The sequence below is a fragment of the Streptomyces sp. KMM 9044 genome (assembly GCF_024701375.2).
Classification (GTDB): Bacteria; Actinomycetota; Actinomycetes; order Streptomycetales; family Streptomycetaceae; genus Streptomyces.
Window position 1 is genome coordinate 1 of sequence record NZ_CP113912.1, and the last position, 23806, is coordinate 23806.

At 68.6% G+C, this 23806-nt stretch carries 16 protein-coding genes and 4 pseudogenes; 14 read left to right on the forward strand and 6 right to left on the reverse strand.

Going from position 1 to position 23806, the window contains the following annotated elements:
- Positions 1-682 precede the first annotated feature (682 nt).
- The 5 genes and pseudogenes from HUV60_RS33030 to HUV60_RS33055 all read left to right on the forward strand — a co-directional run bounded on the left by HUV60_RS33030 (position 683) and on the right by HUV60_RS33055 (position 8616).
- Positions 683-970, forward strand: a complete 288-nt coding sequence (locus HUV60_RS33030) for a hypothetical protein (protein ID WP_269441271.1) — start codon at positions 683-685, stop codon at positions 968-970.
- Positions 971-1013: 43 nt separating this feature from the next.
- On the forward strand, positions 1014-3671 hold the full coding sequence (locus HUV60_RS33035; RefSeq protein ID WP_269441270.1) for a DEAD/DEAH box helicase: 2658 nt from the start codon (positions 1014-1016) through the stop codon (positions 3669-3671).
- A gap of 987 nt (positions 3672-4658) precedes the next feature.
- The gene (locus HUV60_RS33040; protein WP_257852366.1) at positions 4659-6056 is read left to right on the forward strand and encodes a HEAT repeat domain-containing protein; all 1398 of its coding nucleotides are present in this window, start codon (positions 4659-4661) and stop codon (positions 6054-6056) included.
- 270 nt (positions 6057-6326) lie between these two features.
- Positions 6327-7840, forward strand: a pseudogene (locus HUV60_RS34205) (Mu transposase C-terminal domain-containing protein).
- On the forward strand, positions 7840-8616 hold the full coding sequence (locus tag HUV60_RS33055) for an AAA family ATPase (protein WP_257854101.1): 777 nt from the start codon (positions 7840-7842) through the stop codon (positions 8614-8616). The pseudogene HUV60_RS34205 and the gene HUV60_RS33055 overlap by 1 nt, the downstream one beginning before the upstream one ends.
- A gap of 792 nt (positions 8617-9408) precedes the next feature.
- On the opposite strand, the gene HUV60_RS33060 is transcribed toward HUV60_RS33055, so the two are convergent.
- The 3 genes from HUV60_RS33060 to tap all read right to left on the reverse strand — a co-directional run bounded on the left by HUV60_RS33060 (position 9409) and on the right by tap (position 13009).
- Positions 9409-9594: a hypothetical protein gene (locus HUV60_RS33060; RefSeq protein ID WP_269441303.1), complete on the reverse strand. Its 186-nt coding sequence runs from the start codon at positions 9592-9594 to the stop codon at positions 9409-9411.
- 598 nt (positions 9595-10192) lie between these two features.
- Entirely contained in the window at positions 10193-10750 is a 558-nt protein-coding gene (gene tpg / locus HUV60_RS33065; protein ID WP_257854007.1) for a telomere-protecting terminal protein Tpg, read from the reverse strand.
- A 12-nt stretch (positions 10751-10762) separates the two neighbouring features.
- On the reverse strand, positions 10763-13009 hold the full coding sequence (tap, locus tag HUV60_RS33070; protein WP_257854008.1) for a telomere-associated protein Tap: 2247 nt from the start codon (positions 13007-13009) through the stop codon (positions 10763-10765).
- A gap of 195 nt (positions 13010-13204) precedes the next feature.
- Between tap and HUV60_RS33075 the strand changes: the two genes are divergently transcribed.
- On the forward strand, positions 13205-14176 hold the full coding sequence (locus HUV60_RS33075) for a hypothetical protein (protein ID WP_257854009.1): 972 nt from the start codon (positions 13205-13207) through the stop codon (positions 14174-14176).
- Between the two features lie 165 nt (positions 14177-14341).
- Here HUV60_RS33075 and HUV60_RS34210 read toward each other — a convergent pair.
- Positions 14342-14626: pseudogene (locus tag HUV60_RS34210) on the reverse strand (DDE-type integrase/transposase/recombinase); the annotation flags it as partial.
- Between the two features lie 49 nt (positions 14627-14675).
- Positions 14676-14936: a hypothetical protein gene (locus HUV60_RS33080; RefSeq protein ID WP_257854011.1), complete on the reverse strand. Its 261-nt coding sequence runs from the start codon at positions 14934-14936 to the stop codon at positions 14676-14678.
- Positions 14937-15904: 968 nt separating this feature from the next.
- On the opposite strand from HUV60_RS33080, the gene ltrA reads away from it, so the two are divergent.
- The 7 genes and pseudogenes from ltrA to HUV60_RS33110 all read left to right on the forward strand — a co-directional run bounded on the left by ltrA (position 15905) and on the right by HUV60_RS33110 (position 21289).
- Complete coding sequence (gene ltrA / locus HUV60_RS33085; RefSeq protein WP_257848328.1) at positions 15905-17359, forward strand: group II intron reverse transcriptase/maturase; 1455 nt, start codon at positions 15905-15907, stop codon at positions 17357-17359.
- Between the two features lie 89 nt (positions 17360-17448).
- The gene (locus tag HUV60_RS34215; RefSeq protein WP_443047578.1) at positions 17449-18336 is read left to right on the forward strand and encodes a transposase; all 888 of its coding nucleotides are present in this window, start codon (positions 17449-17451) and stop codon (positions 18334-18336) included.
- Positions 18337-18383: 47 nt separating this feature from the next.
- Positions 18384-18643: pseudogene (locus HUV60_RS34220) on the forward strand (transposase family protein); the annotation flags it as partial.
- Positions 18644-18801: 158 nt separating this feature from the next.
- A pseudogene (locus tag HUV60_RS33095) lies at positions 18802-19053 on the forward strand (transposase family protein); the annotation flags it as partial.
- A 708-nt stretch (positions 19054-19761) separates the two neighbouring features.
- A complete protein-coding gene (locus tag HUV60_RS33100) occupies positions 19762-20247 on the forward strand; it encodes a helix-turn-helix domain-containing protein (RefSeq protein WP_257854013.1) in 486 nt (161 codons plus the stop codon).
- 86 nt (positions 20248-20333) lie between these two features.
- Positions 20334-20567 (forward strand): hypothetical protein, encoded by a 234-nt coding sequence (locus tag HUV60_RS33105; protein WP_257854014.1) that lies wholly within the window; start codon positions 20334-20336, stop codon positions 20565-20567.
- 512 nt (positions 20568-21079) lie between these two features.
- Positions 21080-21289 carry a DUF6417 family protein gene (locus tag HUV60_RS33110; RefSeq protein WP_257854015.1) on the forward strand — a complete coding sequence of 70 codons (210 nt, stop codon included), beginning with the start codon at positions 21080-21082 and terminating at the stop codon, positions 21287-21289.
- Positions 21290-21808: 519 nt separating this feature from the next.
- Here HUV60_RS33110 and map read toward each other — a convergent pair.
- Entirely contained in the window at positions 21809-22627 is an 819-nt protein-coding gene (map, locus tag HUV60_RS33115) for a type I methionyl aminopeptidase (protein ID WP_257854017.1), read from the reverse strand.
- A gap of 94 nt (positions 22628-22721) precedes the next feature.
- On the opposite strand from map, the gene HUV60_RS33120 reads away from it, so the two are divergent.
- The gene (locus HUV60_RS33120) at positions 22722-22988 is read left to right on the forward strand and encodes a helix-turn-helix domain-containing protein (RefSeq protein WP_257854018.1); all 267 of its coding nucleotides are present in this window, start codon (positions 22722-22724) and stop codon (positions 22986-22988) included.
- The last annotated feature ends 818 nt before the right edge of the window (positions 22989-23806 follow it).

A 23806-nucleotide genomic window follows, 5' to 3' on the forward strand; every position in this document is an offset into this window, starting at 1 on the left:
GGTACCACATCGCTGCGCGATGTGCAAGCGAACCCCCGTGCTGCGCACGGGGTTGCGCTCCGCCCGCGGGAGCGCTGGCGGGTGGCTGCGCCACCTGCTCAACCCCGATGCTACGCATCGGGGTTGACGCTCCGTCCGCTGCGCTCCGGAGCGGCGGGACTTCGTCCCGCTACCGGGCTCCCGTTGCGCTGCAGTCCGGGCCGGCGGGTCCGCTGCGCTCCCCCACCTGACGGTCCTTCCAGCTGCGCCTCCAGGACCTTGGGGCCCACTTCGCGGGCCGGGCTGGCTGCGAGAGTGGGGGGCCTCGTTCGTTTCGGGTTCTGGTGTAGTGGGTGCATCAGGTTGATGCACCATGTAGCGTTGGCGGAAGTATGGGACACCCCTCAACCACCCGATGCGGGCCCAGATGCCCGCGCCTTTCGGAAAAGGGAAAACGCATGTGGAGTGCTCAGGACGTGGCGCGGGATCAGGTCCGGCGTCAAGCGAATGGCCTGGACATCGCCGCCGTTGCGGAAAAGGTCGCGGAGGCCGCTGTCCGTGAGCGGGAGACCGCGGAGCAGTTGAGGGGGAACGGTTCCTTCTACGAGTTCGAGATGGACCGGAGGGGTTGGCTGCCATCTGGCTGGCTAAACACGCTGAGTGGCAGCGCGTCAGAGACTTGATGACTGCAGCCGGTTGGAGCGTGTACGAGCCAGAACAGGACGCTCAAGGCTCGGTGTGGGCTCGCGAGCGTGAGGAACGGCTTGCTGGTGCTCTTGCGGCACAGGCCGCCTTCGGGGAACGGCAGGGGGAGGAAGCGGATGAACTGCGAGCGGAGGTCCGGCTGTCCGCCGCGCCCAGTCGACTGATCCAGACGGTGGCCAGCCGGACGGGGCTGCGCCCCTCTCAGGTCCTGGCCCAGCTCGCCGAGCGGATCGTCGTGGGCGAGGACGGCACGGTGTCCGTCCCACCCTTCACGCCGTCCTGGTGATTTCCGAAGCGAGCAGAAAAGAAGGCAGAGGAGGAGCGTGGAAATGCTGGGTATCCGGCTTCGGGAACACCAGGTCGATCAGAAGTCGGCGTTTCGGAGGTGGATGGGATTCCCTGCAAGATCATCAGTGCCGTCGGAGGGGGCACGGGGCACCATCGTGTCCGCGACCGGATCGGGCAAGACGATCACCGCCGCCGCGTGCGCGCTGGACTGCTTCCCGGGCGGCCGGATCCTCGTGACCGTGCCGACCCTGGACCTACTCGCACAGACCGCTGAGGCGTGGCGCCGGGTGGGCCACCGGGCCCCGATGGTGGCGGTGTGCTCGCTGGAGAGCGATGCGGTGCTGGACGGGTTGGGGGTGCGTACCACCACGAATCCGATTCAGCTCGCGCTGTGGGCGGGGTCGGGGCCGGTGGTCGTGTTCGCTACGTACGCCTCCCTGGTGGACCGCGAGGATATCGACGCACCCGAGGGCCAGCGGAAGGTTCGTGGGCCGCTGGAGGCCGCCCTGGCGGGCGGGGAGCGCCTGTACGGGCAGCAAATGAGCGGTTTCGACCTCGCCATCGTGGACGAAGCCCACTCCACCGCAGGTGATCTCGGCAGGCCGTGGGCCGCGATCCACGACAATGCCCGCATCCCGGCCGACTTCCGGCTGTACCTCACCGCGACCCCGCGCATCCTCGCCTCGCCCCGGCCGCAGCAGGGCACCGGCGGCCAGGAGCTGGAGCTCGCGAGCATGGCCGACGACCCGGACGGGACCTACGGGCCGTGGCTGGCCGAGCTCGGACTCTCGGAGGCGATCGAGCGGGGCATCCTCGCCGGCTTCGAGATCGACGTCCTGGAGATCCACGACCCCTCCCCCGCCCTCGGGGAAACGGAGGAGGCACAGCGGGGCCGGCGCCTCGCTCTCTTGCAGACCGCACTGTTGGAGCACGCGGCGGCGTACAACCTCCGTACAGTGATGACGTTCCACCAGAAGGTGGAAGAGGCCGCAGCCTTCGCGGACAAGCTGCCCCAGACAGCGGCCGAGCTGTACGCCAGCGGCGCCTCCGACCACGACCTGGCAGCCGCGGACCGGCTCCCCGCGTCGTCGATCGACGCGGCCTTCTACGAGCTGGAGGCCGGCCGCCACGTCCCCCCGGACCGCGTCTGGTCGGCCTGGCTGTGCGGCGACCACCTCGTCACCGAACGCCGCGAGGTCCTTCGCCAGTTCGCCAACGGCATCGACGTGGCCGAGCGCCGGGTGCACCGCGCCTTCCTCGCCAGCTGCCGCGTGCTCGGGGAAGGCGTCGACATCACCGGCGAACGGGGAGTCGAGGCCGTCTGCTTCGCCGACACCCGCGGATCCCAGGTGGAGATCGTCCAGAACATCGGCCGCGCGCTGCGGCTCAACCGCGACGGCACCACGAAGGTCGCCCGGATCATCGTGCCGGTGTTCCTGGAGCCCGGCGAGGACCCGACCGACATGGTCGCCTCCGCCAGCTTCAAGCCGCTCGTGGCCGTGCTCCAGGGCCTGCGCTCGCACGATGAACGCCTGGTCGAGCAGCTCGCCTCCCGCGCCCTCACCAGCGGACAGCGCACGGTGCACGTGAGGCGCGACGAGGACGGGCGGATCATCGGCGCCGGCGGCGAGGACGAGGAGGACGACACCGACGCCGTTGCCGAGACGGCCCTGCTCCACTTCTCCTCTCCCAGGGACGCGGCGACCATCGCGGCGTTCCTGCGCACGCGGGTCTACCGGCCGGAGTCCCTGGTCTGGCTCGAGGGCTACCAGGCCCTGCTCCGCTGGCGGGCCGAGAACGAGATCACCGGCCTGCACGCCGTCCCCTATGACGTCGAGGTCGAAGTCGGAGTGACGAAGGACTTTCCGCTGGGGAGGTGGGTGCACCAGCAACGGAAGGCGCTGCGGGCCGGTGAGCTGGAACCGCGGCGCAAGGAGCTGCTGGACGCGCCGGAGGCCGGGATGGTGTGGGAGCCGGGTGAGGAGGTGTGGGAGGCCAAGCTCGCCGTGCTCCGGTCGTACCGGCGGGCCACAGGGCACCTTGCTCCCCGTCAGGACGCGGTGTGGGACGACCCCGCCGGCGGCCAGCCCGTCCCGGTCGGGCAGCACATGGCCAACCTCCGCAGGCAAGGCGGCCTCAGGAAGGACCCGGAGCGCGCCGCGGTGCGGGCCGGGCAACTGGAGGCGATCGACGAGGACTGGAACTGCCCCTGGCCGCTGGACTGGCAGCGGCACCACCGCGTCCTCGCGGACCTGGTCGATGCCGACGGTGTGCTGCCCGACATCGCGCCCGGCGTGCTGATGGACGGCGACGACATCGGGCGGTGGCTGAAGCGGCAGAAACAGCCGGGCACCTGGAAGCTGCTGTCCGACGAGCAGCAGGAACGGCTGACCACGCTGGGCATCAAGCCCGCCCCGGCGCCGCCTCCCGCCCCGGCGGCCGGGCGTGCGGCGAAGGGGTCGAGCAAGGCGCAGCAGGCGTTCCAGCGGGGCCTGACAGCCCTCGCACAGTGGGTGGAACGGGAAGGCCCCCACCGGCCGGTACCACGCGGCCACGCTGAGAAGATCGCGGTCGACGGCGAGGCCGAGCCGATCGCGGTCCGGCTCGGCGTATGGGTCTCCAACACCCGCGCGAGGCGCGACAAACTCACGGCGGAGCAGCTGAACGCACTGCGGAAGCTGGGCGTGAAGTGGGTGTGACGCCGACCGTCAGTGGGGAGTCCCTACAGCCGACCAGATGCGCGAGCGCCACCGGGTGAGTGAGCGGCCTGCGGCTCTGCTGTTGGTCTTTACGGCACGCGGCGAACGAGACCAGCGGCGAGCCACTGCACAAGAGGGGTGGCGGCCAAGTGGACCGGCATCTGCGCTTGGTTGGTGTGTCTACCCATCCGCCGTTGGAGGGGAAGGAATCAGGGTCGGGCAGGATGAGCACCCATGACGGACTCTGCTGCTCAATTCGGCGAGCGATCACGTGCCGTGCTTTCAGGGCTCGGCCGCGCCCGGCCTGCCTGCATCTGCGACGCGCTCTGAAGGCCGTATCGGCACGGCGTCATCACGCCGGGTAATTGCGCAGCAGAGTCATGACGGGTGGGAAAGACAAGCTGATGAAGATGCTGCGGCGCGCCGGGCTGCACATCGCGGGGGACTGGAAGACCGAGGAGGTAGCGTCGCCCCGGGCCGCGTGGCGCTTGGTCGTCGCGGGAGAAATCAGGCCGACCGTGAGTGTGAGGGCAGACCGAGCGGACCTGGTCGCCGAGCTCAATGCGCAGTGGCACCGGCTCGGGACCGAGAGCGGGATCTTCGGCGGGGATGGTGTCTTCCTGATCGACGTCGCGGGCAACTGGACAGGCTGCGCGCCCAGGCCTTGGACGCGGGTGCAGCTCACGGAGCAGTGGGACCTCGCCGGAGTTTTGGGCGAGCGGCCCGGGCAGCCGGAGTTCGTCACCCTCTCGATGGACGGGGACATCCTGCTGGGGGTGACCACTGAAGAAGACGAGGTATGGCTGATCGGCGTGGACCACCTGCGAGAGCGGCAGGAGACAGCCGCTCGGGCGGCGGCCCAGGAGAGCCCGCGGGAGCGGGCAGCCGCTTGGACATCGCTGTTTCAGGGGCCGGGGTCTTCGGAGCGGGTGCGTGAGATGTGGGCGCACGGGCTGGCACTCAACCCGGCCACCCCCGATGACCTGCGTGCCCGTCTCCTTTGGTGTGTCGCACTTCCCCCTGTGGCGGCGTCTGCCTGCGGTGGTCATCGAGGCGGCCATCGTCCACCCGGAGGGGAAGGTGAGGCAGCTGCTGGCCGAGGCCCAGCCGGGCCTCACAGCGGAGCAGTGGACTCGTCTGATCCTGGGCGAGCGGGGAGCCCGGCCCCGCTGGATCCTCACCCTGCTGGCGGCTGACCAGCACGCCGAGCTCACCGACGCCGCGTACGAGCAGCTCGCCGCGGATCCTTCCGTCCAGGTCCGGAAAGAGACAGCTCGTCTTCGCGGACTGCCCGTACGGATACTGACCGCGCTGGCTGGCGACGAGGATCCCTCTGTACGCGCCTCAGCCTGCCAAAGGGCCTGGCCTCATCTGGACGGCCCGGCCCGGCGCAAGCTTCTGAGCGATCCTTCCGGCAAAGTGCGCATCGAGGCGCTGTTGCGGTACCACCGAGAGCACCCGATGCCCCGTTCGGTGTTCGATACCGAAGGAGTCCGAGAGCGCGCGGTTGAGTCCTGCCGCCTCGAACGCGGCCTCGCCGAACACCTGGCTCACCACGGAGAGCCGGCCCAGCGCAGCTCTCTCGCGGGCAACCCGCACCTGGACCCGGACTTGGTCGGACTTCTTGCCCAGGACCCTGACGAGAACGTCCGCTTCGTGGTGGCCACACGCGCTGACATCACCGAGGAGCAGCGGGCGGGCATCCCCATCGACTTCGACCCGCGCGGGCACTACTACCCGCTCGACTGGGTCATGGCACTGCACGAGGATCCCGGCGCCATGCGCCGCCTGGCCGCCTCCTCCCACCCCCTGATCCGCAGGAGCGTTGCCCGGGCCCGGCACCTCCCTGCGGACGTCGTCGAACGTCTCGCCCGCGACGACGACCGCGTCGTCCAGCTCTTCCTCGCGGAATCCTGCGACGACGCGCCCGCCGACATGCTCCTGCGGGTGTGGCAGTGGTGGACCGGCAGCCTCAGTACCCCCGACCGCCCTCACGGCCACCCCAACTTCCCCCGCCGCGACCTGCTGCGCTACGCCGACGACCCGAACGCCAGAATGCGCCAGCTGGCCTTGGACGACCCGGAGTCCACGCCAGAGCTGGTGGAGAGGTTCAGCCGGGACAGCAACGAGGAAGTACGGCACCGGGCCGCGTCCGACCTACGTCTTTCGCCCGCATCGGCGGTCCGGCTGCTCGACGACCCGCACGAACGTGTCCGCTACGCCGCCGCCCTGCATCCAAGGCTGCCCGCCCGGGTGATAATCCGGTTGCTGCGGGACGCCGACACCGCACAAACCGCGGCCCGACACCCCTCCCTGCCCGTCCCCGTCATGGAACAGATGCTCCAGCGGATCCAGCATCCGGCCCCGGTCACACCAGGACCGTAAGAAGCCGTCATGCCTCCGGGATCGAGAGGGTTGGGCTGCCGTGCGGCCTCGCAGGCGGGCCGGCTGTATCGGATGGCGATGGTTGCTGTCAGTCGTATGCCGATTCCGGTCAGTTGGGTGCCGAAGGGCTGGGATACCTGGGACCAGGACAGCAAGGCCGTGCTGTCCCGTACTCGGCGAGAGGGGCCGCGTGTGCCGGGAAGCCGTGGCGAGCATCAGCAAGACAGCCCGGATGCCGTGTTCCCGCCGGCGGCGGGCCGGGCGGCGGCGATTCCCCGGCTGCTGGACCTCGACGAACGTGGAGAGCTGAGCGCCGCGCATGTGCGTCTGGTGGCGCAGGCGTTGGGGAAGTCGGAGCGGACGGTGTGGCGGTGGCTGGCCGCTGCCCGGGAGGACCACCGCCTCGCCCGGGTGGAGTCGTCCCGTTTCACGGTCACCACGGAGGTCCGGCGGTTGTTGGCGCTGTGGGGCGGTAACGCCTCCCGGGTCCATGCCGAGCTGGTGCAGCGGGCGGCCGAGGATCCGGAAGCGCCCGCGGTGCCGTCGCTCTCCACGTTGCACCGGGCGATCCGCCGCGACCTGACCCGCGGCGAGCGGGCCGGGCTGAAGAGTGGGGAAGCCGCCCGCCGTGCTTACGACGTGTTCGGGCAGCGCCCGCCGACGCACCGCAACGCGGCGTGGGAGGGCGACCACAAGCACGTGCCCGTCGAGGTCGACGTGGAGGGCGAGCTGGCCACACCGTGGGTGACCTGGTTCATCGACTGCGCCACCAAAGCGATCGCCGGGGTGGCGGTCACCGCGCACGCGCCGAGCCGGGACGCGGTGCTGGCCTCGCTGCGGATCGCGATCACCCGCAGCGCCCCGTTCGGGCCGGTGGGCAGGCTGCCCAATCAGATCCGGGTGGACCGCGGCAAGGAGTTCCTGTGCCAGGCGGTCACTGCGGCGATGGGCGCGCTCGCCGTCCCCGTGACCGACCTGCCCGCCTACACGCCGCACTTGAAGGGCACGATCGAGGCGCTGAACGACGCGGTGGAGGAGATGTTCCTCGCCTCACTCCCCGCTACACCGGCCGCCAGAAACTTAACGGCGGCCATCTCGCCGACCCCGACGCCCCGCCCCTGACGTATGAGGCGTTCGTGGGACTGCTGCTGGACTGGGTGACCTGGTGGAACACCCGCCACCAGCCGTCCGTACTGAACGGGAAAACCCCCCTCCAAGCGTGGCAGGCCGACGCGACGCCACTCACGGATGTGTCCGCGGGTCAGCTGGCGACGTTCGCCCTGGAGGACGACGGTCGTACGTACACGATCAGCACGTCCGGTGTGCGGTGGCGCCGCCGCGACTACCTCGCTCCGTGGATGAACGGCCGGACCGGCACCAAAGTCTCGGTCCGGCACCTGCCCCACCACGACGACACCATCGAAGTCTTCGACGCGGCGACCGGACACCATCTCGGGTCGGCGTTCCTGGCCGCCGCGGCAAGCCGGGAGCAGATCCGCTCCGTCCAGGCAGCACGGACCGCGGCCGCCCGCCAGCTCAAGGCCGATCTGAAAGCCGCGGAGAAACTGCGCCGCCGGCGCTTCGAAGCCTCCACCACCGCCGCCCCGCCCCGACCTCTCACCTCTTCGACCTCCGCGCAGGCCGAAGAGGAACTGGACGCGGCCGCGCAGACGGACCGCCGCGCGCTGGCCCGTCCCGATCTCGTTCCGCACGGCCCCGCGCCCGATACCTGGGCCCGCCCCAGGCCCCCGCGCACACCCACTCCCGATGAGGACAAGAGCTGATGATCGCTGAGCTGGACTACGGGCTGCTGCCCGACGAGAGCGAAGACCACTTCCTGGGCCTGGAGCAGGCCCAGTTAGTCGGTACCGACACGCTGCTGACCACCCGGGACAACATCGAGGCCGTCATCGAGGCCAAGGCCATGATGTGCGTCTACGGGCCGGCCGGATCCGGCAAGACGATGTCGGTGAACTCCGCGCTGCGCCACCTCGCCCCGGACATCACCCACCGCCTGGAACTACGGGCCGGACCGACCCCGCGTGACATCCGCCATGGTCTCTTCCAGGCGCTGGGGCTGCCCGGTGAGCCGCCGGCCCGCCCGATCGAGTTCGACACCCTCCTCAAGGAGGCACTCGCGGAGGAGTTCCGGGTCCTGGTCTGCGACGAGGCGCAGTGGATGAAGAAGACCGGGTTCGAGTTCTGGCGCCACCTGTGGGACGACAAACGCACTAACATCGCGGTGATCTTCGCCGGGGGCGACGGCTGCTACAAGGTCCTGCGCCGCGAGCCCATGCTGGCGTCCAGGATCTTCATCTGGCAAGAGTTCACCCGCATGTCCAAGGACGAGGTACGGGCCACGATCCCCGCCTTCCACCCCGTGTGGGCAGACGTGGACACCGCGTTGATCGACGCGATCGACAAGCAGGCCGCCCACGGCAGCTTCCGCAACTGGGCCAACATCACCACTCACGTCCTCGCCGGCATGAAGAAACTCAACCTCGGGCAGGTCGACGAAGACCTCGTGCGCTGGGTCTACAGCAAGATCGGCGGCATGTAGTGACCGCCAGCGGCCTCCCAGCCGTCACTGTCCTCGACTCTGTTGCTCCATTGCGGAGAGGGACGCCGGCCTGTCGGCGGGGCGCAGGGAACGGGTCTCGCGAGGAGGCGGTCCGGCCCCGGCCGGCCCTCTCGGACGCGGTGCGTGACCCTCCCCCGAATAGAGCAACAGAGTCGTCCTCGTCGACAAAGACGACCACCCCGCATGGACGGCCGCCGCACATGCCGCACACGCCCCGCCATCGGACGTCTGACCATCGACCCCAGCCCCGCCAATGGCGCACCCGCCGCCCTCGCGCACGACCTGCTCTACTCCCTGGGCAAACGCCTCCTCAAGGCGGAGAAACCCACGGAACCTGGGCCGACTCCCAACACCCCGCTTGGGACGCCGTCGCCGCCTGGGTCCTCACCCACCACATCGGGCACCTCATCGTCTGCCGCACCGACCGCCTCACCACCGCCCGCCAGAGACAACTACTCACCCTCCGCGAACGCTGCGGCATCCACCTCACCCTCCTCTGGCACCGCCCGGTCAGCCCCACACTGACCACGCTCCTCGACGAGACCCCGCACCACATCATCGGCGCCCTCCCCCACGCACGCGTCGCCCTGGAGCAGACGGAACACCCACTGGCCGACATCCCGAACCCTGAACAGCACCGGCACTCCGACCCCGCACCCTGCCAAGACGACGGGCCATGGACCCCCTCGAGCACCGTTGGACGGCGTAGTGGTGGACCGTCTCGCGCGGACCCCGTGCCAGGGCGCCCCCGCGGGTACCCCTGGCAGCGCCTCACCGTCCCTGCACGGAGACGACTTCACGGCGCGAGACGTCCTCGCCACCCGGCTGACCACAGTGGCCCACCCGCTGCACGCCGCAGCCCTGACCATCCACGCCATCACCGCAGCCGACATCGATCGGCTCGCACTCATCCGCGCCATTGACATCGACGAGAACGCAACCACCGTCAAAGTCCACGACAGCACCACCCACCGCCGATGCCGGCTCTACCCCTGCCCACCTGGACACGCCCCTCATACGCGCCGCCCGCATCCACAGTCAGCTGAAGGACCGCGCCCCGGACAACCCGCTCTTCTCCCTCATCACCGCCCGAGACGGAGAACAACTCACCCTCACCGCAACAGGAATCCGCTACGCGTTCGGCCCCCTGCGGCAAGAGGATGCTGCTCGCCTTCACCAGGCGGCGCTCACCGGAGCACTCCCACGGCCCTGACCAGCAACAATGCGCTCCACGCTGTACCGACCGGCAACCAACTGACCTGCTCAGACGCCAAAAACGTCAGCCCCAGATCGGCATCCATGTCACCACTCGAAACCCGCACAGCAACAAACTGACCTGCAGAATCCCCGTATCTCCCGCACTGACATCACGATGCCGAACCACCACCGACAAAACCCCGCAGATCATCAATGACGCCCTTGCCTCCGGCTCGGGGTAAGCACCACCTCTTCCCCCAGGGGACTTCCACCCCCAAGCAATCGCCTATGCTGGGCGCACCACGCGAGCGGGCCCGGACCGTCGGTCCGGGCCCGCGGGCTGTTCGGGGCGTGGCTGCTACAGCTCGAACTCGAGGTGCTCGATGTCTGTGAAGCGCACCTCCTCCAGGGAGCCGGCGCGGCGGCCGCCGTCCTGGAAGTAGACCTCCTTGAGCGCTTCGGCCGCGATCTTCTGGAGCTGCTGTTCGCTGGCACCGGCCTCCTGGGCGTCGAAGAGGCGGGCGGCGTGCTGCGGGGGCAGGGCCACGGTCAGGTGCCGGATGCGGTCCTGGTCCGTCGACCCGATCGGTGCGGTGTAGCCCATGCGGGCGCGGGTGTCGATGACGATGCCGCCCGTGCTGGCCGCCTTCTGCCGGGCCTTGGCACGGATCTGCGGCTGCCACCGCTTCTTCACCTCGCGCTCCAGACGCGCGGCAAGATCGGGGCGGGGCTTCTTGATCTGGTCCTTCACGTACCGCTCGACGGTGCGCTGGGAGACCCGCAGCATCTGGGCGACCGCCTTCGTGCCCTTGAGCTGCTTGACCAGGTACCGCATCTGCGCACCTGCGCTCTTGGGTGCCGGGCGGGTGAACGCCTTCTGTACCGCGGCCTCCAGGCCGTCCCCGAACAGGCTCATCGTGGCCTACTCCTACTCTCCGTTGTCGACGTCGGTGACGGTGCCGTCCTTGATGTACCGGGCGAGGTTGAGTTCCGGGGCGTTGAACCGCTCGCGGACCTCTTCGCCCCACAGCACACTCTGGGTGCCTTCGTGCTTGACCAGGCCGGGGTTGATGCCGAGCTTGAAACCGCCGGGCAGCGGCTTGTCCTCCCGGTAGGGCAGGAAGTCCAGCGGCGAGGGCCCGTTGGCGGCGTAGACGACGCAGTCGGACAGGATCGCGATGGGGTACTGCCCGGTGAAGGCGGCGTGCTTGACGATCTTGCGGTGCAGGTTCATGCGGGTGCGGGAGATGACCGCCGCCCGGATGTCGGGCCGCCAGGTCGGGCGGGACAGGGCGCGCCACGGCTCGCCCGGCCGCCAGCCCTCGCCGCGGGGCCGCTCGCGGAGCTTGCCCAGGCCGCCCTTGACCGTCGCCTTGATCGCCGTGGTGACGATCGCGAACTCCGGGTCGCGGTCCTTGTAACCGTCCATCGCCGCGAGGAAGTCCTCGGGCGCGAGGTCGGCGTCGACGCCGAGGTCGGCCATCGTAGCGAGGTAGGCGTCGCGCAGTCGCTGGTACCAGCCGTCCAGGTACCGGCCGTTGTCGTACCGGACCCACGCCTCGATCGGCCGCACCTCGTAGCCGAGCTCTTGGGCGTACGCGACGGTGGACGTCGCGTACCAGGCCGGGCCGGTCGGGCGCTCGCCCTTCGGCGTGAACGGCGAGGGCAGCAGTGAACCGTCCAGCTCCACCCACTCCTTGCCGACCTTCACGCGGGACAGGTCGACGTGGGAGAGGTCGACCAGCCACGAGCCGGGCAGCTTCGGGTCGAACGCCGGGGCCTTGACGTGCGTCGCCTCGCCCAGGCCGACGTTCAGACCGTTGGCGCCGGCGGCGAAGGCCATGTTGACGTCGATGCCGACCAGGTAGCGCAGGGTGCACTCCGCGTCGGTCATCGGCCTTGCCCAGTCGTACGCCTCCTCGAACAGCTTCTCCGCCGGGCCGCGGACGTGGAAGCGGGGCAGGTCTTTGAGGACGGGGTGGCCGTCGGGGACCTCGCACGGCGGCCAGTTCATCGGGTCGATGGCGTCCTTGCCCAGCGAGCCGGGGTTGTGCTCGCCGGTGCGCTTGCCGTCGGCGTCCGGCTCAGAGGCGCGCGTCGGCGGGTGCAGCGCGGTCATCAGCTCCAGGCCAGTCACGGCGGTCGAACCGCGCGGCGTCATCACCCGTGAGGCGTACACGCCCAGCGCGCGGGCGAGTTCCGCCGGCGGAAGCTGCCCAGCCTCACCCCAGTGCCGCGTGTCCAGCGCGTTCCATGACGGGATACACAGCTGCACACACTGGCGCTCCGAACCGGTGGCGGGGCGGTAGATCCGCGCCCACGGCCCGAAGCCGCGCTTGGTCAGCTTCCACTCCGCCCGGGTCAGCTGCTTGATGACCTTGTGGCCCTCCGGGACCCGCCCGGCGTGCTTCTCCTCCTCCGCGAGTGTGACGGGCAGGCCGTAGCGTTCCAGGGCGGCCTCGGTGAGCACGATCAGCGGGTCGGCGTCCTTGCCCGGCCCTGACAGCTTCGGCTGACCGAGCTTCGCTTCCTTGAGTGTCCAGTCCACCAGGGACGGAAGGGACTTGGCGGGTACGTCCAGGACCAGGCCGCCGGTGCAGTACGCCAGCACCTTGCCGTCCTCGACATCGACCACCGCTAGCGGGCCGTTCTCGAACCGCGGGTCGGTACCGTCCGCCGGAGTGCCGGCCGGGGCCGCCTTCTTCGCACCCGGGCGGTGCGACGTCGATGTCGGCCTGGTGGTGCGTGCCGCACGCGGCGCGGCCGCGGGAGCAGCGGTGACGGGAGTAGGAGCGGGGGGCTGGGTGTTCTCGGTTGGGGTCATGTCCGCAGCCTCGGACGGCTGCCCTATGGCCAGAGTCCGCGCTTCCGCCGGGGCGGGCGCGCCGGTGAACGTGGCCGGCGCCGCGGCGTCCTGCACGGGCGCGTCGGCCGGGGCGGGGTAGAGCTCCGCGAGCTTGTCCAGCAGCCGGGCGTAGGCGTCGCGCTCCGGCGGGCGGGGCTCGGTCTTGCCGGACTCCCAGCCGGACACCGTGGCCCGGCGCACCTTCAGTGCGATGGCCACTTCGTCGATCGTCAGACCGTGCGCGGCGCGCAGCCGCTTGCGTTCCGTCGGCGGCGGCAGCACGGCGCGGGACGCGACCAGCGCGTCGACCGCGTCGAACAACTCGGACATTGAACACCTCCTGACCAACACCCTACCTCATTAAACGTACGATCCGCGCACTCTTCACGTGCATGTAGCGTACGAATTGCGTTCGGAGGTGGTAGGGGTGGTTCCGGTCAGGGAAGGGCTGGAAACCATCGCGTCACGCCAGGTCCTCATGGGGAGGTATGGGCGGTCGCATGCTCGGAGTAATCAGGGGGTCACGTGGGGTGGAAAGACGCGTTCGGCGACGCCATGCGGGAACTGGAGGCGATACGACACCAACTCGCACGTCTGGATCGCCTCGATGACCCGACGGTCGGGCTGACCGCATTGCACGGTGACGTCACGCAGAGCCGCCTGAAAATCCTGGAACAGCTCCAGGCAGGCGTCACCGGACTGCGGGAGGAGAACCGGGAGGTCCGCCGCCGTCAGGACCGAATGATCAGCGACCTGAATGAGACGCGAGGCGAGCTCCGGCAGCTCTTGGACCTTGTCGACGTTCTGCGTTCCTTCGTGCCGCCTGAAGGGGCAGGCGGCACGTCCGGCGAAGGCACACAGGCACGTTCCGAGGGGACTGCGCAGCCGCCCGAACCCGAGGTCGGCTACGTCTCGTCCGCCGGAGCCGAAGGTCATCCGTCCGTCTCAACCGACACCGACTCCCAGGGGGGAACCATGGAGAACACTGGGCACCGGCCGCAGCCCGAGTCCGGCGAGGACCAGGACCTCGTGCTGAAGCGCGCCATCGAGGCCGCCTACCAGGGCACCGGCACCCCTGCCGGCCAGTCCTCTGCTGCCACGCCGCAGGCCTCCGCCGGCGCGGTGGATCCGCAGGTCGCCCACGGCGTCCTGCTGTTGAAGGCCGCCGGTGTGGCCTCCGCCGAACTGATCGCGCACCGCGACACCTGGGAGTGGCTCGCCGCCCTGGCCGTCGACCACAGCCACTTCCGCACCCCGCCCTCGGTCGAGGACATCAAGGAGGGCCGCGTCCAGACCGTCCTGTCCGGACGCTCCCTCATCGCCCTGCTCATCGAGCTGTGGAACACCCGTTCCACCGCCACCCCGCTGCAGGCCGACTACGCACTCGCCATGACTACCTACGACCGCATCGCGGTCGAACTCACCGACCTCACCGGACAAGGCGAGACCATCCGCATCATCTTGGATGACGGTCTCCCCCAGGACTCCGGCGACTGACCGGCATCTCACCGAGAAGCAGAAGACGGCCGCCCGGAACGATCCGGGCGGCCGTCCTGATTCGCAAGCTTCAAAGCACGAGGGCCGCACGATCAAACCGTGCGGCCCTCGACTGACGTCTGAACCCTGGGGGTATGGCCTGATCGTCCCGTGCCTTCGGCCGCCGCGCGTCGCGGTGGCCATCTTCAACGACGCCCCGACCAGGGCCGCGTCATGGTGGGCGCCCATGGCGTAGCCGAGGCAACGGCGAGAGAACGCGTCCAGGACCGTGGCCAGATAGATCTTGCCCTCACCGGTCTCGATCTCCGTCATGTCCCCGTACCGGAGCACGTCCGGGGCCACCGCGTCGAAACGGCGATTCACCAGGTCAGGGGCGGCCTTCCGCTTGCCCTGCCGGGTCAGCGACCGCCGCCTGGGCGGCTTGCGGCCCTGCAGACCGAGCTCGGCCATGATCTCCGCGACCGTGTTCACCGACACCTGCCAGCCCTCCGCTCACAGGTCAAGTGGTCCTCGGTGAGCCGTAGGTGCCGCCGGACCCGGTGAAGAAGTGGATGATCCGCTCCTCCGGCCTCGCCCTCCTGGCCTCGCGTTTCGTCGGCTCGTCGGGGCGCCGGCGCCATGTGTGGAACCACGCCTCGCTCACCCCGGCCACCCGGCAGGACACCCGGTGCGGGACGCCGTGCTCGACCCTCTGGCTACTGGTGAAGGCGACCACCGCCTCCGGAGCGTTCTCGGTGACTTCACCCAGAGGGCCCTGCATCGCTTGAAGACATCACGCTCCATCTCCAGCTCCCGGATCCGCTTGTTCTTCTCCCCGATCTCCCGGCGCAGCCGCTCCAGCTCGGCCCGCTCGGCCTCCCGCACCCGACCGCCACCGCCACTGGCGGCTGTCGGGTGCACGGGCCGGTCCGAGGACGTCGTCCCGTTGCGCCGCCACCGCGACACCCAGCTGTGCAGCGTGCCCGGGTTGATGCCGACCTCCCCGGCCGGCCTCCCGGTCTCGACACGATGCGCACCGCACCTTCACGGAACTCGGCGTCGTACGGCGGCTTCTTCTTGGACCCCATGAATCCCAACTTCCCCTGCCATCACGGGCTCCACGCTACGAGGGGGTGCGCCACGAGGCGCCGTGTGATCGAGCGGAGGTGAAAGGACTCCGCCGTCTGCTCGTCGTAGCGGGCAGATGAAGCTGACGACAGCCTGACCTGGAGGAACGCCAGGAAGGGCGGCAAGCAGTCGTGACGAAGTCGGGCCGGTTCAGCATCGCCGGATGGGCCGGGCCCGGTGAGCGAGACGGGAAGGTGTACGCGAGGAACCGGTGTTGTTACGCCTCTAGATAGCGTGCCAGCTCACTCAATCCGGTGAATATGGGCTGGTTGGCGGCGCGTATCCGGCAGTCTCCCGTCCTGCCAGGACGGTGACTGTCGGTGAACTCCCGGGCAGGTTTCCCCTGCTGGGCCCGGGAGGCCACGGTGAAGGTCTACGGCGTAACCGTGGCGATGCCGCAGGGGCATAGCCGGACACCTAACCCATCGATCGATCAGCGGTGAACGTGGGAACCGTCCGCGATCCGCTCCCGACCCGAGTCGCCTCCAGCAGCACGGAACGGGATAGGCGCGTTGCCCGCCGAAGGACGTGGACGGGGCGGAGCCGCCGTAGTACTCCGAGGCCGGGAAAGCCGGCCGCACGGGGAAGGGCGGCAGCGTGACAGACAAGGAGAGGACTGCAATGTCCGAAGATGCCCTGGTGAACACCGGGGCCGGGATGGCCGCCGCTTGGCGGCCGGGTGTCCCGGTACGGAAGATGCAGCTCAAGTTGCACCAGTGGGCGCGGGCAGATGTCTCGCGCCGATTCGATGATCTGTACAACCTGGTCTACGATCCGGGGTTCCTGATCGATGCCTGGCACAGGGTCGCGGGCAACACCGGGGCGAAGACGGCTGGGATCGACGGGCTGACCGTGGCCGCGATCGAATCCGGGCCGGGAGTACAGCCGTTCCTGATGGACATCAGGGACGAGCTCAAGGCGCGGACCTACCGGCCCGCGCCGGTGCGGCGCACCCAGATCCCCAAGTCCAACGGGAAGATGCGTGATCTTGGCATTCCGACCGTGAAGGACCGGGTCGTGCAAGCCGCACCGAAGGCGGTCCTGGAGCCCATCTTCGAGGCCGACTTCCTGCCGGTCTCCTACGGGTTCCGGCCGGGCCGCCGAGCCCATGACGCCATCGCGGAGATTGTGTATCTGGCCCGCCGGGGCTACTCCGTAGTCCTGGAAGCCGACATCGAGGCGTGTTTCGACAACATCGATCACGTCGCCCTGATGGACCGGCTACGGGCCAGGATCTCTGACAAGCGCGTCCTGGCGCTGGTGAAGGCGTTCTTGAAGGCCGGGGTCATGCACCACGGCATCGCCAAGGACACCCCCACCGGCACTCCCCAGGGCGGGATCCTCTCCCCGCTGCCGGCCAACATCGCTCTGACGGCACTGGACAAGCACTTCCACGTCCAGTGGCACACCCGGATGGGCACCAGCTGGCAGCGCGAGAAGCGACGCAAGACTGGAACGGGAAACTGGAGATTGGTCCGCTACGCGGACGACTTCGTCGTCCTCGTTAGCGGCCCGGCCCACCGGGCCGAGGCCCTGCGCGAGCAGGTCGCCGAGGTCCTGGCCCCGATCGGACTGCGGCTTTCACCGGAGAAGACCCGTGTGGTCCACATCGATGACGGCTTCGACTTTCTCGGCCACCACATCCGCCGCCAGCGGAAACGCGGCACGAACAAGCTCGTCGTCTATACCCGGCCCTCGAAGAAGGCCATCAAGGCCGTCAAGGACCGAGTCTCGGAACGGACCTACAGACACACCCAGAATCAGAGTCTGGCCACCCTCCTGGAGGGCCTGAACCGGACGATGACCGGGTGGGCGACCTACTTCCGACACGGCACGGCGAAGCGGACATTCAACGCGGTCGACCACCACGCGTGGCACCGCGTCGCGATCTGGCTCCGCCGCAAACACGGCATCCCCAGCAGCCAGTTGAAGGGATTCTGTGACCAGGGATGGAGGTTCGCCGACAGCGGCACCGTGTTCCTCGGCGCATCCAGCGTCATGATCGAACGCTACCGCTACCGCGGAGCTCGGATCCCGACTCCGTGGACCATCGAACCGGCAGCCAACAACGGCTGACCGCTGGGCAAGCCACGTGGAGAGCCGGATGCGTGGCCAACACGCACGTCCGGTTCGGGTCGGCGGCCCAGAGAAACGGAACGGCAGCAATGCCGCCACCGCGCTCTGGGCCGACCGCACAAGGTCACTTCCCTCCCTGGCGGACCGTGCACTCGATCTTCACCCGCTGGTTCCAGGACGGCGACGTCGATGCGGTCCACAACGACCTACGCGACCTGGTGCGACAGGCAGAGGGGCGGGAGACGGACCCCACAGCGGCGATCATCGACTCCCAGTCCGTGCGGGCGGCGGAAACCGTCGGCGCCGACAGCCGTGCATACGACGCGGGGAAGAAAGTGGCAGGCCGGAAGCGTCACGTGATCACAGACTGCCTCGGCCTGCTCCTGGTCGTCATCGTCACCACCGCGAGCGTGCAGGACCACGACGGCGCCAAGCCCGCACTGACCCACCTACGCGAACTCTTCGAGACGATCCCCCTGGTATGGGCCGACGGCGGCTACGCCGACAAGCTCGTGACCCGGGCCAGGACGAAGCTCCGCCTCACCCTGGAGATCGTCGGGCACAGTGAGCCTTTCCCAGTAACAGATCATGGAGGTCTTCTCGGCAACGTGACGGTTGCGGTGCGTGATGATGCCGGGTGGTGGGACGGTGACTCGATGCCGGACATGAGTGGAGCCTCTGGTAGGAACGGGTCTGCGAAGATCACGTTCCGCACAACCAGAGGCTCCACGTGGCGTCCAGTATCACCTACACCGCCGTGCTCGATGTCCGCAGGGCGACCGCCGAGCACCTTGCGAGGCTGCTGCGCGGGCACCGCGAACAGCTCGGGACCCGCAGGGGCACCCGCGCGCTGGGCGTCTTCCGGCAGGCGGTGCTCGTGCTGCGCCGGTTCGTCGACGGCACCCGGCCGGCCCAACTTGCGCGGGACAACGGCATCTCGGTGCCGACCGCCTACCGCTACCTGCACGAGGGACTGACCGTCCCGGCCGACCACGCACCCGATCTGTCCACCGTGCTGGAGAGGGCTGCGGCGGCCGGGTACACCCACCTCAACCTGGACGGCACGGTCATCCGCACCGACCGCGTGGCCGCCGCCGGCCCCAGCAAGGCCGACCTGTGGTGGTCCGGCAAACACAACATCACGGCGGGAACGTGCAGGTCATCGCCGCCCCGGACGGCTGGCCCATCTGGGTCTCCCCGGTCCGTCCGGGCCATGAGCACGACACCACCTGCGCACGGGCCCACGGTCTGGTCGATGCCCTGGACCAGTTCGCCGCCACTCTGGGTATCCCCACTTTGACCGACCTCGGGACTCTGCTGCTCAATTCGAGGGATGGTCACGCACCGCATCCGAGAGGGGCCGGACCGCCTCCTCGCGAGGCCCGTTCCACGCGCCCCGTCGACGGGCCGGCGTCACTCTCCGCAATTGAGCAACAGAGTCCCTCGGCTATGAGAACGCCGCCGATGGCCTCCGCCATCCCGCCAGGAAGCCCAAGGCAAGCGAACTCACAGAAACACAAAGGACTTTCAACGCCGTCATCCGCGGCATCCACGGTGTCGCCGAGCGCGCCAACGCCCTGCTGAAGGTCACCTTCAAGGCGCTGCGCAGGGTCAGTCTCGACCCCGCTGCCATCACCAGGATCGCCCGGGCCGCCCTCGTCCTGCTCCAGTTCGAACACGGCCGTACCACCTGAACGAAGATCACAAAACGTCACGAACGGTTACCGAGAAGGATTCACTGACACCAAACCGGCACATCGCAGTCCGCACAGACGTCGGCACTACAGCTGCCATGACGGACACCTGACCGGTTGAGAAACCGGTAGTTGTCCTCAGCCAAGGAAAGCCAAGCACAGCGATGCCAGCAGCCTGACGAGTTGGCGCACGTGTGAATCAGCACCCACTCAGACCTCAGCCATGTCTGGTAACTGCCCGACGACCCTAGGTATTGCCGACCTTCGGATGGAAGGGTGCTCAAGTGGCACCCCGAGGAACGGAGCGCTTGCGCGAGTACCGCAGGGCTTCCCCTACGGCGGGTTCCTTTGTACTGCTCCTTCCGTCGTATAGAGAACACGCAGCCTCCGCGAGGCTCTGACCTGCAGAAACTCCTGAACCATCGGTACCTTGAGATGCCTATATCGGCACTCTAGGATGCCGATACATGTCGTCAATGGTCATGTCGTCAATGGTCATCTATGGAACCTCAGAGTTCCCTCGACGCCCACAGCCGACATGGCGCGGCGCATCACCGGAGGAACCTCAGGGTTCCTCCGGTGACCGTCGGCGACATGTCGGCATGGGTATGTGAAGGAAACACCAGGTTCCCTCGGTTACCCCAGACGACATGTCGCCAGTGGTAACGTTGGTGGCGTCCAGAGACAAGCTCAGGTCAGGGGTCGCAAGTGCCAAATCGGGAGCGCAGTGGACGCAGCCGTGCGCTGGTCAACACCGCGACTGGTGAGGTCCACGAGCTGCTGGAACGGGAAGACGAGGCCGCCCGACGTAGGTCCTACACCTTCGGCGGCCGGCACGGCCAGTTCAGCTTTGAGCGGGTCCTCGCCATGCTCGCGGCCGATTCAGGGATCACCGGTAACGAGTTCCGGTTGTTCTTCTACTGCGGGATCATGACGTACAACGGCAAGGGCGGCGCCACAGCAGTGGAGGCCGCCGAATACCTCGGGCTAACCCCGCAAGCCACGAGGAGGATGGCGAAGAAGCTGGCCGAGCACAAGATGCTCCTGGTAGCTGATGTGATCGGTCGAACCATCAAGTACCGGGTGACTCCGCACATCGTCTCCAGTCTCCCCGGACGGGAACAGTCCGAAGAAGCAGCCGCCTACCACCTGCCGACACTGCCGGGTCGTCCGGCGCAGCGACGAAGGGCCTGACCATGGTACGCAACAGCCCATACCCAGAGCTCGAAGCCCTGCAGGTGCGCATAAGCGATCTGTCACATCTCAAGCAGAACGTGTTGATGACCTACGCAATCCTGGGCGGTTTGGACAACAGCGTCGAGCGCACCGCGGCCGAGCTTGCTGAGCTGATCGGTGTACCCGCACCCCACTTCTCCCGGGCACGCCGCGAACTGGAAGCAGCCGGCTACCTGGAGTGCACGCACACCATGGGCCAGGTAAAGTTCTTCCGCCTCGGCGAAGCAGCCACCGCGCGCCAAGTCGTAGTCCCACTGCTGAAACGGCCGACCGGCTGAGCGAACCACACCAAGCGGGAGAGGCACGAGAGGCACAGGATCCTCTCGTGCCTCTCCTGTCGCCCGACCCACGCCGTTTCGCAGGGCTCTGCGAAGAAGTGCACGGCCGGCGAGAAGGACAGTGGTCACGCAAGGGTGGCGGATGATGTCGAGCGCAGTAGCCCGGTCATGTCGGTGCAGACTCAGCCTCGGATCCTCGGGCCTTCGTCCTGCCTCCCGAGCCAGGGCGGAGGCCCGCTCGCCGCGTGCGCTGTCCGCGCGGCACCGGGAGTGCCACCGCGGCTGTCCGTGTTGGGATGCGCGTGGTTGTGGAGGGGGCAGCGTCCCCGGGCCTCACCTGTTGCCTGCAAGGACGACCGTTCGGCTGAAGCCCCGCAGAGCCTTTCGCCGCGCAGGCGACCTCCCTTCACCACCGCACCTCTTCTGACCAGCTCCGTCGCACGCTCGCTGGACGGGGCTGATGTCTCTCCCGCTCCGTGTGACCGTGGCTGACCCGGGTACGTTGCCCGGTCATGGACGGCTACGAGCACATCGACATCGACCTGGACGAGATTCTCTCCGCGCGGACGGAGACGGCGGAGCGCCTGGCGCTGCTGACGTTGGAGGAGGCTTACGACGTGTTGCGCCTCCTGGTGACCGTTCCGCAGGAGGGTGGGCCGTTGTCGAGGGATGCGGACCGGTTGGCAAAGGCCATCGCTGTCCGTATCCCATCGGAGAACTGACCCCCGGGGCGGCTTGGGAACCCGCTTTGGCGCCCGAGATGATGCAGGACGAAGAACTCGCTGTTCACGCCGTACATTCGGTTGCGCGCCGCGTCGTCAAACCCTCTTCCGTCCTCTTGAACTTGGTAGCGATGTCAGTAAAGGCGGAGATCATCGGGTCCGGGGCCGGATGCCCTCCGCGACCGGGCCTGCCCAGCGCCCGGCCGGTGGCCGCGCGCGAGCAACGAGGGGCCACAGCTGATGGGAGCGATCGCCGCGTACGTCGCGAAGTCCGGGCACAACCCCCTGGCTGTCGAAGCAGCCGTCAAGCACGCGGTGCGCCACCCGGACCCGCCGCAGACCAGCTGACGGTGTGCTCCGACGTGTGCGCCGCGATCCCTGTGAAAGACGTGCCCGGTGCGCATGTGGTCGGCGACCGACCAGCCGACCACCCGGCGGCTGTACTCGGTCCGCTCGCAGCTGATCACCACGGTCACCGTGTCGTCGGCCACCTGGACTTCATCCTCGGTGAAGCTCTCGTCAGCGTCCGGTCGCCGATGATTCCCGCTGGTCTTCCAGCCCCTTGTTGCTCTGTGGGCGCCGGGTGAGCACGAGCGGGCCGGTCTCGGTGATGGCAACCGTATGCTCGGAATGAGCAGTGCGTGAGCCGTCGGCCGAGCGGATCGTCCAGCCGTCCGGGTCAAAGACGATCTTGTTGGTGCTGGCGGCGAACCAGGGCTCGATCGCGATCGTCAGGCCGGGACGCAGCTTCCAACCGCGTCCAGGGCGACCGTCGTTGGGGATGTGCAGGTCCTCGTGCATCGTCCGGCCGATACCGTGACCGCCGAACTCCAGGTTGACCGGGTAGCCGTACTCGGCAGCGACCGCGCCGATGGCCGCCGAGATGTCCCCGAGCCTGTTGCCCGGGTGGGCGACCTTGATCGCGGCTTCCAGGGCGACCTCGGTGGCCTCGATCAGCCGCAGGTCCTCCTCGGCCGGGGTGCCGACGATGACGGAGCAGGCCGAGTCCGCGGCCCAGCCATCGATGCCCACCGCCATATCCATGGTCAGCAGGTCCCCGTCGCGCAGCTTGTAACTGTGCGGCAATCCGTGCAGCACAGCATCATTGACCGAGAGGCACACCACGTTACGGAACGGGCCCTTGCCGAACGAGGGCTCGTAGTCCCAGTAGCAGGACTCCGCGCCGCGCTCCTTGATCCGGCGGCGAGCGTGATGCTCCAGGTCCAGCAGGTTGACCCCCACTGCGGCGAGGTCAGCGAGCTCAGCCAGCACCTGGCCGACGAACTGTCCAGTGACGTGCATACGCTCGATGTCTTTGGGAGATTTGTGCTCGATCACTGCGATCCTCGATTCCCCAGGGCGACCGACAGGTATATTTATACCAGAGGGTGGAGTGGTTGCCGCCGGACACCTGCGGCTCTACCATGTGCGCATGGTTCGCCATCCGCTCGCCCCCGAACAGATCGAGGCGGGCCGACGCCTCGGGGCCGCGTTGCGCTCCGCCCGGGCCGGACGCAACCCCGTCGAAGTGGCCTTGGCGGCAGAGATCTCGCCGGAGACCCTCCGCAAGATCGAGACCGGCCGGCTGCCGACGCCCGCGTTCGGCACCATCGTCCGGCTCAGCGAGGTACTTGGCGTACCACTGGCCGAACTCGCCATCGTCTGGCGCACCGATCCTGCCTTGAGCAAGGCCTCCTAGCACCAGCCCTTCGCGGTGCGGCACCGTCGTCGACGCGCCGCACTCGCCATGGGCGCAAGACGGGCGTACACCTCACGGAAGCATGAGGATCACTGGATCGTCCTCGGCGGTGGCGGCGGAGTACTCCGCGTGCGCGGCCGCCATCGATGGTGCGCAGCATCCAACCGTCCGGGACGTGCAGGTTTTCGTCGTAGCCGTCGGTGATGGACATGAGCTTGAGCGCGAGCACCAGCCCGGGGCGGTAACAGCACGCCGGTGCAGGCCTTCCCTCGTGGTATCCGCAGGGCGTTGCACCGCTTCAGGGCCGGTGGCATGGCTGTGATGGCGGACGTGCCCCGCAACGGACGGCCACCGAAGGCGGAGCGCGCGGACCTGGACGCGCTGGAGCACATGCTGGACGAGAGCGTGGAGGTTGGTGCCCCGTCCTGGACGCTGCCCCCGCCGGCAGCATGGCTCGCCCCAGAACGTGGCGTGAGTGTCCACCCGGCACGGCTTTCCGTCCTGCTCAAACGGGACGGGTCCGGATACAAACGCACCCGCACCAGCGTGCGGCAAAGGCCGACGAAGCCCTCCAGCAGACCGCCCGGGGTCAGATGGAGGTCCTGCGGCTGTACGGCTGAGGACCGAAGCCGACGAACTGGACCTGTGCTACCCAGACGAGGCCGGGTTCGCACCGACACTGCCCACCGGATACGCCCGGGCCCGTCGCAGAGCCCGAGCCGTCGTCTTGCAGGAAGGCACATCCGGGCGTCGCATCAACGCAGTCGGGGCCTTCGCACCGGCGGTCAACCCTGTCTGATCTTCCGCACCACCACCGG

Excerpts from the sequence above, each read along its gene's own strand:
- HUV60_RS33080 (WP_257854011.1), bottom strand. The coding sequence starts at position 14,936 with ATGCAGGGCCCTCTGGGTGAAGTCACCGAGAACGCTCCGGAGGCGGTG.
- tpg (WP_257854007.1), bottom strand. The coding sequence starts at position 10,750 with ATGAGCCTGTTCGGGGACGGCCTGGAGGCCGCGGTACAGAAGGCGTTC.
- tap (WP_257854008.1), bottom strand. The coding sequence starts at position 13,009 with ATGTCCGAGTTGTTCGACGCGGTCGACGCGCTGGTCGCGTCCCGCGCC.
- ltrA (WP_257848328.1), top strand. The coding sequence starts at position 15,905 with ATGTCCGAAGATGCCCTGGTGAACACCGGGGCCGGGATGGCCGCCGCT.
- HUV60_RS33120 (WP_257854018.1), top strand. The coding sequence starts at position 22,722 with ATGGTTCGCCATCCGCTCGCCCCCGAACAGATCGAGGCGGGCCGACGC.
- HUV60_RS34215 (WP_443047578.1), top strand. The coding sequence starts at position 17,449 with ATGCCGCCACCGCGCTCTGGGCCGACCGCACAAGGTCACTTCCCTCCC.
- HUV60_RS33055 (WP_257854101.1), top strand. The coding sequence starts at position 7,840 with ATGATCGCTGAGCTGGACTACGGGCTGCTGCCCGACGAGAGCGAAGAC.
- HUV60_RS33110 (WP_257854015.1), top strand. The coding sequence starts at position 21,080 with ATGGACGGCTACGAGCACATCGACATCGACCTGGACGAGATTCTCTCC.
- HUV60_RS33105 (WP_257854014.1), top strand. The coding sequence starts at position 20,334 with ATGACCTACGCAATCCTGGGCGGTTTGGACAACAGCGTCGAGCGCACC.
- HUV60_RS33035 (WP_269441270.1), top strand. The coding sequence starts at position 1,014 with ATGCTGGGTATCCGGCTTCGGGAACACCAGGTCGATCAGAAGTCGGCG.